Consider the following 11,857-nt stretch of genomic DNA (forward strand, 5'->3'; position numbering starts at 1 on the left):
TTTCGCCGCGCATTATCCCCACCCTTTGAGCGTTGATAATAAGAATAACAATGATTATCTTCTGCCATCTTTTTTTTACAGAACTCATCATGCGCGTCGTCATACTCTTTTTTTTATCACTCCTGAGTTCCTTCTCCCTGGCTAAAAACGTCACCGATATTCTCGGCCGGCAGGTCGCCATTCCGGATGCGCCGCAACGCATCGTCGTTGGCGAAAGCCGCATGCTTTACACGCTGGCGCTGCTTGATCCGGACAATCCGGCGCGCCATATCGTCGGCTGGCCGGGCGATATGGCGCGTTACGATGCGCAAAGCTGGCGACGCTATACGGAAAAATTTCCGTCAATCAGCCGGATCCCCCAGTTAGGCAACGGCAATTTGCACAGTATGAACGCGGAAATTCTGCTGCCGTTAAAACCCGACCTGGTGATTCTGCCGCGGCTGGCGAAAACCACCGCCGATGACGAGCAACTGCTACAAACGCTGACCAATGCCGGCGTGCCGGTGATCTATGTCGATTTACGCATCGATTTGCTCAACAACACGCTCCCCAGCCTCCGACTATTGGGAGAGGTGTTGAATCAACCTGAGCGGGCCGCGGCGTTCAGCGAATTTTATCAGCGGCACATGACTGTCATTCGTCAACGCCTCGATCAATACCACGGTAAAAAAACCACGGTGATGCTGCACCTGCATCTTGGTCGCCGCGACACCTGCTGCACCACCGCCGTCGGCGGGAATCTGGGCGAGTTGCTGGCCTTCGCCGGCGGTGAAAATATTGCCGCCGGCGCCATCAGCAGCGTGTACGGCGAACTCAGCCCGGAACGGGTGCTGGCGGCCAACCCCGAGGTTTATATCGCCACCGGCATGGCTGGGCCGGAAGGGAAACGCTTTTCCAACCTGATGCTCGGCCCGCAGGTCAATCCTCAACAGGCGCAGGACAGCTTCGGCAAGCTGATTCGTCAGGATCCGCTCTTATCTCATCTACAGGCGGTTCGAACGGGTCGAGCCTGGAGTATGTGGCACAACTTTTACCTTAGTCCTTACCACATGGTGATGGTGGAGATGTTCGCAAAAGCGCTCTACCCCGATCTCTTCGCCGATATCGACCCGCAATTAACCATGAAAAAACTCTACCAAGACTTTTTACCTATTGATTATTCAGGGACTTACTGGAGTCAACTTGCACATGAATAACACGTTGTTACGATATGGCTGGCCGCTGCTGACGCTGCTGCCTTTCAATATTCAGGCCGCCACCCAGGAGGATACGCTGGAAGTCACGGCGACGGCGGGAACGACATCCGGCGCAGAAACCGGTTATCAGCCGCATAAAACCGTTACCGGCACCCGCACCGAAAGCCGGTTGCTGGATGTCCCGCAGGCGGTAAATGTCGTGCCGCAGCAAGTCATTGAAGACCGGGCGGTACGCAATATTGATGAAGCTCTATATAACGTCAGCGGTATTACGCAGGCCAACACGCTCGGCGGCACCCAGGATGCGCTGATGAAACGCGGCTTTGGCGATAATCGTGACGGTTCGCTGTTTCGCGACGGCGTGCGCTCGATTCAGGCGCGTAATTTTACGCCGTCCGGCGAACGCGTCGAGGTACTGAAAGGCCCCGCCTCCATGCTGTATGGCATGGGCGAACCCGGCGGCGTGATCAATATCATCAGCAAAAAACCGCAGTTAACGCAAAAGACGCATATTGAAGGCTGGGGCAGCAGCTTTAACGGCGGCGGCGGCCAGTTAGACGTTACCGGGCCGCTGGGCGCTTCCGGGCTGGCTTACCGGATGATCGTCGACCATGATGAAACCGACTATTGGCGTAATTTCGGCCGCAACCGTCAAACCACCATCGCGCCGTCGCTGATGTGGTATGGGGAAGACACCACGCTGCGGGTGGCCTATGAGCATATGGAATATCTGACGCCGTTCGACCGCGGCACCGTTATCGATTCCAATACCGGCAAGCCGGTGAATACCCCGCGCGAACGTCGTTTCGACGAGCATTACAACGCCACCCGCGGCGATCAGGACAGCATTACCTTGCAGGTTGATCGCAACCTGACCGACCGCTGGAAAAGCAGCCTGACCTACGCTTATAGCCGCAACCGCTACAGCGATAATCAGGCGCGGGCGACCAGCTATAATGCCGATACGGGCATCTTGACCCGTCAGGCGGACGCCACCGGCTACGCCCATGCCCAGACGCAGGCGGTTCAATTAACGCTGAATGGCGATGTCGATTGGGGACGCGTCAATCACCAGTTGCTGTTCGGCTTTGACCACGAGGCCGACCGCACATACCGCGGCGACATGCTGCGCGACCAGGCGAGCAAGCGCTATGGTTTCGATATTTACAACCCGGTCTACGGCCAGCAGCCGGCCACCACCAGAGTCAGCGCGGCAGACAGCGATCAGCGGGAAAATATCGACAGCACCGGCTTCTTTATGCAGGACGCGATCCGCCTTAACGATCGCTGGCAACTGCTGGGCGGTTTACGTTACGACAGCTTTGAGGTGATGGCGGGCAAAGGCCGGCCATTCAAGACCAATACGGACAGTTCATACCATCGCGTCGTACCGCGCGCGGGCATTATTTACAGTCTGACGCCGAATTCATCGCTTTATGCCAGCTACAGCGAGTCGTTTAAACCCAACTCGTCGATCGCCACGCAAATCGACTCGCTGCCGCCGGAAATCGGCGCCGCCTATGAAATCGGCGCCAAGCTGGATCTGCCCAATCGGATTACCGCCAACGTGGCGCTGTTCGATATTCAGAAACGCAATGTGATGGTAAGCGAACTTGACGGCAACGGAGAGACGGTGACGCGTACCGCCGGCAAAGTCCGCTCTCAGGGGGTTGAGCTGGATCTGGCCGGGAAACTCACCGACTCGCTTAGCCTGATCGGCTCTTACGCCTATACCGATGCCAGAGTGACCGCCGATCCGGAAAATAACGGCCATGAGATGACCAACGCGGCGCGCCATACCGCCTCATTGTTCCTGACGCAGGACTTCGGTACGCTGGGGCTGCATGCCGGCGATAATCTGCGCGCCGGCGCCGGGGCGCGTTATGTGGGACGCCGCGCCGGCGATGCCGCGAACAGCTTCTATCTGGACGATTATACGGTGGCGGACGCCTTTGTCGCCTACAGCACGCCGATCAACGGCTATAAGGTGAAATGGCAGTTCAACGTTAAGAACCTGTTCGATAAAACCTATTACCCATCCAGCGGAAACAACCTGCGCATCGCCATCGGCGAACCGCGCCAGTTCGTGCTGCGCGCCAGCGTGGATTTCTGATTTATTGGGGAGTCACGGACGGAAGGGAAAAACTGCCTGACGGTCGACGCCGTCAGGCAACGGGTGATATCAAGCTTACTTAACGCTGGTGATAGTCCCTTTATAACCACGAACAACAACGTGAATTTTCTTGAATACGCCGTAGTCTTGTGTCGTTACTTCATAGCGCGGAGCGACGATTAAGTCAGCGCCTGCGGCTTTAACCGCGTTGTAGGTCGCAGCGGACTTAACAGAAGCGGAAGCATCGGCAAAAGACAGCGCGCCGCCAGTACCATAGCTTACGCCGTCAACGTAATTGTTGCCTTCACCCCATTTGATGAAACCCATCAGCACGTTAGCAGTCGCTTCACCCTGGATTTTTTCACCAACCTGAATATCCGCTTTTACGGTAGATTCGACATTGCCTACCAGTGCGGAAGTCGGCTGGCTGGTATTATAAGAAGAACAACCCGCTAACAATGAAACTGCAAATGCAGCCGCAGCCAATTTAAATTTATTATTCATGACGAACATTATCCTTAATTTGATAGTAAAGAGAAGTGCCACCGTAATTTCGGGCCGCACAATACTATTTTATTTGGCTTTAAAAAACCAGACTATTTTAATAATCAATTCACAAACGGGAAAAAATAAAAACCAGGCTTGAAAGCGTAAACAAGCAGCAAAAACACCAAAATAAAACATGCAAAATCAATAAATTATCATGACATTAACAAAAAACAAAAAAGAATTAAAAATAGATACAATAAAAATAATTCATGAAACATGAATAACATTCAAATTAATAAACAGCCTAATTATAATAAATAATTTAATTTCCAACCCAAATTAAACAAGAGGAAAACCAATCAAAAAATATACATTAGCCAACATTGTGATTTTCATCGCCCTATTATTCATTCTCCCTATCGGACACGCGGCCCGCCGAATTTCAAATAGGGGATAAAATAGCGCTTTTTCAAACACTGCGAAAAAAGGCCCGCGAGTGAAGTCAACCGGCGCGCCCGGAAAGATGACGGTGATGAATAATGCATTAGGGGAAATGGCCCGATGAAGCCAATCTTGACATACAATCTAGGACGACTAACGGATTAACCTTGAGGATAAAACATGTCCGGTACGAGTAACGTCGTTCGGCTACGACCGCTGGAGCGGGACGACCTGACCTTTGTCCATCAGTTGGATAACAACGCCAGCGTGATGCGCTACTGGTTTGAAGAACCCTACGAAGCCTTTGTTGAACTTAGCGATCTGTATGACAAACACATTCATGACCAAAGCGAGCGGCGCTTTATCATCGAACATGAGCAGACCAAAGTCGGCCTGGTGGAACTGGTGGAAATCACGCACATTCACCGCCGGGCCGAGTTCCAGATCATTATCGACCCCGCGTATCAGGGGCAGGGTTATGCCAGCGCGGCGGCGAAACTGGCGATGGAGTACGGCTTTTCAGTATTGAATCTGTACAAGCTGTATCTGATTGTGGATAAGGAAAACAAAAAGGCGATACATCTCTACAGCAAGCTGGGATTTGAAGTGGAAGGCGAGCTGATACACGAGTTCTTCATCAACGGCGAATATCGCAATACCATTCGAATGTGTATTTTCCAGCACCAGTATCTGGCAAAACATAAAACGGTGACCGGCACTGGCGGCTCCGCGCCGGGTGCCGATATCACCTTGTGATGGGAAGCCGCCTTACTCCGGTGGCGCCGGAGTAAGGCGGGCAGCTACCCCGCAAACTGGCGGAACAGCGCCTTGCCGCGCAGTAAGCGCAGCCCCAGCCAGCCGCCGCACAGCGAGAGCAATAGCGCCGCCGACGGCGGCAAGAGTCCCCACATCGCCAGGTTCGGTTGCCACGCGAAATTGAAAACCTGGCTTTGCAGCAGCCACAGCGCCGCTTCCGCCCCGATAGCGGCGGCCATTCCCGCCACCAGCCCCAGCACGGCGAATTCACACCACAGCGTGGTGCGCAATAAACGCAATCCCGCGCCTAACGTGCGGTACACCATCAGTTCCTGCCGGCGCTGACGCATTCCCACCTGAATTTGCGCCAGCAGCAGCAGGGTGCCGCAGAACAGCACCAGCACCACCATGATTTCCAGCGCCCGGCTCACCTGCTGCAACACCAGTCCTATCTGGCGCAGCATGCTGCCGACATCCAGCAGACTCAGCGTCGGAAACTGGCGGTTTAGCTGAGTAATCACCTTCTCATCGCCATCGTAACGGAAGCTGGTCAGCCAGGATTGCGGCTGGTTATCCAACGCGCCGGCGGGGAAAATAAAGAAGAAGTTCGGGCGCAGACTCTCCCAATCCACCTGGCGGAAACTGGTCACTTTGGCGCTGAAAGGCTGCGTATCGCCGGTAAAGGTCAGCGTATCGCCGATCTTGATCCCCATCTCTTTGGCTTCTTTCTCTTCCATCGAGACCTCGCCCGCTTTCGGCGCCTGTCCCTCAACCAGCACATTGTGATCGGGGATGCCGTTCATCCAGGTCAGATTCAGTTCGCGGTTGACGGTGTTGCCGCCCGGATCGTCCTCATGAATGACCTCCGTCGCCACCTGCTGATTAATTTCCGTCAGCCGCGCCCGGATGATGGGATAGAAGGGTTCCGGCTTCACCTGATGCCGCTCAAGGAAGGATTTCACCTGCGGAACCTGCTCCGCCGCGATGTTTAACAGAAAATAGTTCGGACTCCCCGGCGGCAACTGTTGTTGCCAGCGCTCCAGCATATCGCCGCGCATCGCCAATAGCAGGGCCAGCAGCATAAATGACAGCGAAAAGGCCGCCAGTTGGCCGATCGTCGACCACGGCTGACGCAGCAGACGATTGATCGCCAGACGCATCGCCAATTGCTTAACCGTCAAACGGCGCAGCAGCAGCAGCCCGCCCCAGCCGATCACGCCCAATAACAGCGCCAGCACCGCCATGCCGCCCAGCAACGCCCACAGCAGGGAACTGCCGCCGGACAACGCGGCGAGCAGTCCCACCACGATAAGCAGCACCACCGGCAGGTAATAGCGCAGCGGCCAGACATTCGCCGTCACATCCTGACGCAGCACGCGCAGCGGCTGCGTCGCCAGCAACAGACGGTAAGGACGCAGCCCGACCAGCAATGAGATCGACACTAACGATCCCAACGCCCATACCCACGGCCATAGTCCGGCGGCCGGCAGCGCGGCGGGCAATACCGGCGCCAGCATTTTCATCAATATCGCTTCAAAGCCCAGTCCGACCAGACTGCCGCACAACGCGGCCAGTCCCAGCACCGACAGCCACTGTCCGACAATCAGCCGTCGTAAGGCTTTTCTTCCGGCGCCCAGCGTTTTTAATACCGCAACCAAATCATAGCGGCTGCGGCAATAGTGCCCCATGGAAACGGCAACGGCGGCAATAGACAACAGCAGCGTCAGCAACGCCGACAACAGCAGAAATTGCTGCGAACGCTTCAGCGATTGGCTCAGGGCGCCCTCTGAATCCTCCATGCCGTACCAGCGCTGATCGGGCTTCAGTTTCGGCTTGATAAAATCGCTGAACCGACTGATTTGTTGTTGATCGCCGGCAAACATATAGCGCCAGGTAATACGCCCGCCGGGCTGTATCGCGCCGGTTTTTTCCACATCCGCCAGATTCATCAGGATGCGCGGCGCCGTGTCGAACGGGTTAAACCCCGAGTCGGGTTCCTGAATCAGTTCGCCGCTGATGCGCAGGGAGGTATCCCCGACATCCAGCATGTCGCCGACCTTCAACCCCAGCAGCGCCAACAGGCGCGGCGCCGCCAATACGGTTCCCGCCTCCGCTCTCAACCCGGCCGGATTGGTCTGGAGCTCGCCGTATAACGGATAGCGCTGGTCCGTTGCCTTCACCCTTGCCAGCTGCGGCGTATCGCCGGCAAACGTCATGGTCATAAACGAAATTTGCCGGCTCAGCGTTAAGCCTTGCTGTTGGGCGGTTTGCAGCCAGGATTCATCCACCGGACGCGAGGCGCGCAAAACCCGATCGCCAGCCAGAAAATCACGGCTTTGCTGGCTTAGCCCTTTTTCCATCCGATCGCCGATGCTGCCCAGCGCCAGCACGCAGGCGACTGCCAGCGTCAGGGCCAGCCAGACAATCAATAACGACGGCGAGCGCCATTCGCGCCAGAACCAGCGCCAGATCATGATTCTTCCCTCAACTTGCCGTCAACCAGACGCAGGCGCCGCTCGCAGCGCGCCGCCAATTGTTCATCATGCGTAACCAGAATCAGCGTAGTGGCGTAATCGCGATTAAGGGAAAACAGCAAATCCACGATACGCTCGCCGGTTTTACGGTCCAGATTGCCGGTAGGCTCATCGGCGAACAGCACTTTAGGTCGCCCGCTGAAGGCGCGGGCCAGCGCCACCCGCTGCTGCTCGCCGCCGGAAAGCTGAGCGGGAAGATGATGCAGGCGCCCGCCCAGTCCAAGCTGCTGCAACAGTTGCTCCGCCTGCCCGCGGCTGCGGCCGTCGCTTTCGCCGCGCAGCAACGCAGGCAACTGAACGTTTTCCAGCGCCGTCAGCGTCGCCACCAGCATAAAGGCCTGAAACACGAATCCCACGTCTCTGGCGCGCAGAGCGGCCCGGCCTTCCTCGTCCAGTTTTTGCAACGATTCGCCCATCAGGCTGACGTCGCCCTCGCTGCCGTCATCCAGACCGGCAAGAATGCCCAGCAGCGTTGATTTGCCGGAACCGGACTCGCCGATAAGCGCGATTGTCTGCGCGGGTTTGACAATCAGCTCAACTCCGGTAAGGATGGAAAGCCGATGTTCCCCTTGACCAACGTGTTTACTAAGATGATGAACTTCAAGAATGTTTTCCGCGGGCCCGGTTTCGACAGGCGTGGCACTCGCTGGACTGGTCTCTGCAAACATATTTTCATCCTTTTACTTCTGGGATTATTCAGTGTACGCGCATTCGCGGCGGATACTTTATTGATACTGGGCGATAGCCTCAGCGCCGGCTATCGGATGCCCGCCGCCAATGCCTGGCCCGCCTTGCTGAATCAGAAATGGCAGACGCAAGCGAAAGAGATAACCGTCATTAACGCCAGCATCAGCGGCGATACCGCCGCGCAAGGGCTGGCGCGGCTGCCCGCGCTGTTGAAACAGCATCAGCCTCGTTGGGTGCTGATCGAACTTGGCGGCAATGACGGACTGCGCGGCTTTCCTGCGCCGAGCATCGAGCAGGATCTGACCAAAATCATTACGCAGGTCAAACAGGCCGATGCTCAGCCGTTATTGATGCAAATTCGTCTGCCGACCAATTATGGCCGCCGCTACACGGAGTCATTCAGCAACATCTATCCGCGGCTGGCGCAACAGTTTGCCATTCCGCTGGTGCCGTTCTTTATGGAACAGGTCTACCTTAAGCCAGAATGGATACTGGAGGATGGCATTCACCCGACCCGCGACGCCCAACCCTTTATCGCCGATTGGATGGCGGAACGGCTAGGCCCCTTAGTTAACCATGAGTCTTAACCAATAGGCTGTTGAATTAGGTAAAGTTATGCAAAAAACGGTGCTCATTACCGGCTGTTCCAGCGGGATTGGTCTGATTGCCGCGCAGGATCTGCACAAGCGCGGCTATCGCGTGCTGGCGGCCTGTCGGCGTCCTGAGGATGTCGAACGCATGGCGGAATTGGGGCTGGAAGGCATTGAACTGAACCTGGATGACGCCGGCAGCGTGGAAAAAGCCGCCGCCCGGGTGATTGCGTTAACCGGCAACCGCCTGTATGGACTGTTTAATAATGCCGGCTACGGTTTATACGGGCTATTAAGCGGCATTTCGCGCCGGCAGTTGGAGCATCAATTTTCCAGTAACCTGTTTGGTACGCATCAACTGACCCAGTTGCTGCTGCCCGCCATGCTGCCGCACGGCGAAGGTCGTATTATTCAGACCAGTTCCGTGATGGGACTGGTCTCCACGCCCGGTCGGGGCGCCTATGCCGCCAGCAAGTTCGCCCTTGAGGCCTGGTCGGACACGTTGCGCATGGAGCTTTACGGCAGCGGTCTGCACGTCAGCCTGATCGAACCCGGCCCGCTGTCGACCCGTTTTACCGCCAACGTCGACCAGACCCAAACGGATAAGCCGGTCACCAATCCCGGCATCGCCAAACGCTTTACGCTGCCGCCGGAAGCCGTATTGCCGAAACTTCATCATGCACTGGAAAGCCCGCGCCCCAAACTGCGTTACCCGGTGACGCTGGTTGCACACAGCCTATCGTGGTTGCGTCGTCTGCTGCCCGGGCGCTATCTGGATAATGTATTACGCACCCGTTCCTGATTTTGGCTTGAAGCGGCGAATTCAGCCCCCACATAGACCTGATAGATATCAATGACGGGCATACAGTCAAAACGGATGAGAGAGAACCCCCATGCTAGAACAACAAGCAAATATTATTGATGTTAACGAGTCCAACCTTCATCAGGTTCTGGAACATTCCGCGACGCTGCCTGTACTGTTTTACTTCTGGTCGGCGCGCAGTCAGCATTGCCAGCAACTGGAACCGGTACTGGATAAACTGGCGCAGGAATATGCCGGTCAATTTATTCTTGCCCGCGTGGATTGCGATGCAGAGCAACATGTTGCGGCGCAATTCGGCCTGCGGGCGATCCCAACCGTCTATCTGTTCAAAGACGGCCAGCCGTTGGATGGATTCCAGGGGCCGCAGCCGGAAGACGCGATCCGCGAACTGCTCCAGCGCGCATTGCCGAAAGCGGAAGAACTCAAAGTCGCCGAAGCTCAGCAGTTGATTCAGGAAGGCAAACTGCCGGAAGCGATGTTATTGCTGAAGGAAGCCTGGCAGCTTAGCCAACAGCGCAGCGATATCGGTTTGATGCTGGCCGAGGTGCAGATCCAGCTTAACCGCAGCGAAGATGCCGAAGCGGTGCTGGCGACCATTCCGCTACAGGATCAGGATACCCGTTACCATAGCCTGGTGGCGCAGATCGAACTCCTGAAGCAGGCGGCCGACACCCCGGAAATTCAGCAATTGCAACAGCAGTTGGCGGCCGATGGGCAAAATGCCGAGCTGGCGGTAAAACTGGCGTTGCAGATGCATCAGGTAGGCCGTAATGAAGAAGCGCTCGAACTGTTGATGGGCTTTCTGAAACAAGATCTGGGCGCGGCGCAAGGCAACGCGCGCAAGACGCTGATGGATATCATGTCCGCGCTCGGCACGGGCGACGCTCTCGCCGCCCGCTACCGCCGTCAGCTCTACTCGCTGTTGTACTGACGCCGTCGTCCGCAGCGCAAACCGCCATCGCCGTGCCGGCCAACCGCGCGTTATCCCCGTCTGCTACTCCGTCATCCCCGCGGCAGTAGGCGGGGATCGCCGCCTGAAACCGTAAACGGCTTATTCGCGCCGGCGCGTAGTGTGCTGTCGGATAATCAACATGGCAGGCCGTTATTCTTTCGCTGAGTTCAGCGCGAACCGATCAATGAGAGATATTCGCCAGCGCTTCCGCCGTCAAGCCGGTGGCTTCCTGAACAGACGCCAGCGGCAGCCCCATTTTTAACAAACTACGGGCGACTTCCAATTTGCCCTCCAATTTGCCTTCTTGTTTGCCCCGTCGTATTCCTTCCCGTACACCGCGCTTCAGCCCTTTCTGTTCCAGTTTCTGTGCGATTGTCATCAGAGCCTCCTTATGCCTTGGTACGCGCTGCGCCAGTTTGCGGATAAAAGCGTTCGGGTTGGCGGCGTTACCGGCCTGCATCATATAGTTTATCAGGGTGGTCAACTGCGTATCGGTAGTGTAATCGGCAATCAGCAGGATGACCAGACGATCCAGCAGTTTGTCCAGGTTACGGCTGCGAACATGTTTTTGCAGCAGTTCAAGCATCGCCACACTACGGTGGCGCATAATTTCATCGTCCGGGATAACGGTCACGTCCACCAGCGAGAAATTCCCGCTGTACAATGTTTGCGCTACGGCCGGGTCGGCAAACGCCTGTAGCCAGCACATCGGGTAAGGATAAGGACTGGTCTGCCCATGGTAAAATAGGATGGGAATAACCAGCGGCAATTGCTGATGACCGTCGTCAAGGTGACGCTGCATCACGGCTACGGCATAGCGCAGCAAACGAAACGCCATATGTCTGTCGGGGGTGCTCTGGTGCTCAATCAGCGTGTAGACGTAGCCTTCGCCGTGCCGGGTTGTCAGCGACCAGAGCACATCGGAATAACAGGCGCGCAAATCTTCTTCGATAAAGCTGCCGTGAGCCAGTTGCAGCGAATCCAGATTGCATAATTCCCGCAGCGACGGCGGCAGATGGATGTCCAGAAAATCGCGGGCCGCCTGCGGATGGGTGAGTACGGCTTTAAATGCCGCGTCGTGCGGCGTAGAGGAGGCGGTTTTTTTCATCCATGCGCCCGGTGGTGAATGATGGTTCGTCCATCATGGCGGGTTGGCGGGCACGGGTAAATACAACTTTTCCATGAATAGCGGGAAATAAGCAGGCGTTCGCGTTTCACCGGCAATGGCGGGTTAATTCCCGCTCTCGTCTGGATCAGGCTCGCACTTTGACAAGGG

The 11,857-nt window shown here is 56.3% G+C and carries 10 protein-coding genes; 6 read left to right on the forward strand and 4 right to left on the reverse strand.

Going from position 1 to position 11,857, the window contains the following annotated elements; all coding sequences use genetic code 11:
* Window positions 1-89 precede the first annotated feature (89 nt).
* Together ABRZ26_RS06655 and ABRZ26_RS06660 are read left to right on the forward strand one after the other, a co-directional pair.
* The gene (locus tag ABRZ26_RS06655) at window positions 90-1,196 is read left to right on the forward strand and encodes an ABC transporter substrate-binding protein (protein WP_319603473.1); all 1,107 of its coding nucleotides are present in this window, start codon (window positions 90-92) and stop codon (window positions 1,194-1,196) included.
* On the forward strand, window positions 1,189-3,309 hold the full coding sequence (locus tag ABRZ26_RS06660; RefSeq protein WP_319603474.1) for a TonB-dependent siderophore receptor: 2,121 nt from the start codon (window positions 1,189-1,191) through the stop codon (window positions 3,307-3,309). Before ABRZ26_RS06655 ends, ABRZ26_RS06660 begins: the two co-directional genes overlap by 8 nt.
* Window positions 3,310-3,384: 75 nt before the next feature.
* Here the strand turns inward: ABRZ26_RS06660 and ABRZ26_RS06665 are convergent, their stop codons facing one another.
* Entirely contained in the window at window positions 3,385-3,813 is a 429-nt protein-coding gene (locus ABRZ26_RS06665) for a hypothetical protein (protein WP_319603475.1), read from the reverse strand.
* 606 nt (window positions 3,814-4,419) lie between these two features.
* Between ABRZ26_RS06665 and speG the strand changes: the two genes are divergently transcribed.
* Window positions 4,420-4,995 (forward strand): spermidine N1-acetyltransferase, encoded by a 576-nt coding sequence (gene speG, locus ABRZ26_RS06670; protein WP_319603476.1) that lies wholly within the window; start codon window positions 4,420-4,422, stop codon window positions 4,993-4,995.
* Between the two features lie 44 nt (window positions 4,996-5,039).
* On the opposite strand, the gene ybbP is transcribed toward speG, so the two are convergent.
* On the reverse strand, window positions 5,040-7,469 hold the full coding sequence (gene ybbP, locus ABRZ26_RS06675; RefSeq protein ID WP_319603477.1) for a putative ABC transporter permease subunit YbbP: 2,430 nt from the start codon (window positions 7,467-7,469) through the stop codon (window positions 5,040-5,042).
* Entirely contained in the window at window positions 7,466-8,197 is a 732-nt protein-coding gene (gene ybbA / locus ABRZ26_RS06680) for a putative ABC transporter ATP-binding protein YbbA (protein ID WP_319603478.1), read from the reverse strand. Before ybbA ends, ybbP begins: the two co-directional genes overlap by 4 nt.
* Here ybbA and tesA point away from each other — a divergent pair.
* The 3 genes from tesA (at window position 8,120) to ABRZ26_RS06695 (ending at window position 10,560) form a co-directional block, all read left to right on the forward strand.
* Window positions 8,120-8,803, forward strand: coding sequence for a multifunctional acyl-CoA thioesterase I/protease I/lysophospholipase L1 (gene tesA, locus ABRZ26_RS06685; RefSeq protein ID WP_413556159.1), 684 nt, complete (start codon window positions 8,120-8,122; stop codon window positions 8,801-8,803). The genes ybbA and tesA overlap by 78 nt on opposite strands.
* Window positions 8,804-8,831: 28 nt before the next feature.
* The gene (locus ABRZ26_RS06690) at window positions 8,832-9,608 is read left to right on the forward strand and encodes an SDR family oxidoreductase (protein ID WP_319603479.1); all 777 of its coding nucleotides are present in this window, start codon (window positions 8,832-8,834) and stop codon (window positions 9,606-9,608) included.
* A 91-nt stretch (window positions 9,609-9,699) separates the two neighbouring features.
* Window positions 9,700-10,560, forward strand: a complete 861-nt coding sequence (locus ABRZ26_RS06695) for a co-chaperone YbbN (protein ID WP_319603480.1) — start codon at window positions 9,700-9,702, stop codon at window positions 10,558-10,560.
* A 202-nt stretch (window positions 10,561-10,762) separates the two neighbouring features.
* Here ABRZ26_RS06695 and ABRZ26_RS06700 read toward each other — a convergent pair whose 3' ends face one another.
* A complete protein-coding gene (locus ABRZ26_RS06700; RefSeq protein ID WP_319603481.1) occupies window positions 10,763-11,689 on the reverse strand; it encodes an Rpn family recombination-promoting nuclease/putative transposase in 927 nt (308 codons plus the stop codon).
* Window positions 11,690-11,857 lie beyond the last annotated feature (168 nt).

It is taken from the genome of Brenneria sp. L4-2C, from assembly GCF_040240335.1.
In the GTDB taxonomy this organism is placed as follows: domain Bacteria; phylum Pseudomonadota; class Gammaproteobacteria; order Enterobacterales; family Enterobacteriaceae; genus Brenneria.

Coding starts and splice junctions, on each gene's coding strand:
- ABRZ26_RS06695 (WP_319603480.1), top strand. CDS start 9,700: ATGCTAGAACAACAAGCAAATATTATTGATGTTAACGAGTCCAACCTT.
- speG (WP_319603476.1), top strand. CDS start 4,420: ATGTCCGGTACGAGTAACGTCGTTCGGCTACGACCGCTGGAGCGGGAC.
- ABRZ26_RS06665 (WP_319603475.1), bottom strand. CDS start 3,813: ATGAATAATAAATTTAAATTGGCTGCGGCTGCATTTGCAGTTTCATTG.
- tesA (WP_413556159.1), top strand. CDS start 8,120: ATGATGAACTTCAAGAATGTTTTCCGCGGGCCCGGTTTCGACAGGCGT.
- ybbP (WP_319603477.1), bottom strand. CDS start 7,469: ATGATCTGGCGCTGGTTCTGGCGCGAATGGCGCTCGCCGTCGTTATTG.
- ABRZ26_RS06700 (WP_319603481.1), bottom strand. CDS start 11,689: ATGAAAAAAACCGCCTCCTCTACGCCGCACGACGCGGCATTTAAAGCC.
- ABRZ26_RS06655 (WP_319603473.1), top strand. CDS start 90: ATGCGCGTCGTCATACTCTTTTTTTTATCACTCCTGAGTTCCTTCTCC.
- ybbA (WP_319603478.1), bottom strand. CDS start 8,197: ATGTTTGCAGAGACCAGTCCAGCGAGTGCCACGCCTGTCGAAACCGGG.
- ABRZ26_RS06660 (WP_319603474.1), top strand. CDS start 1,189: ATGAATAACACGTTGTTACGATATGGCTGGCCGCTGCTGACGCTGCTG.
- ABRZ26_RS06690 (WP_319603479.1), top strand. CDS start 8,832: ATGCAAAAAACGGTGCTCATTACCGGCTGTTCCAGCGGGATTGGTCTG.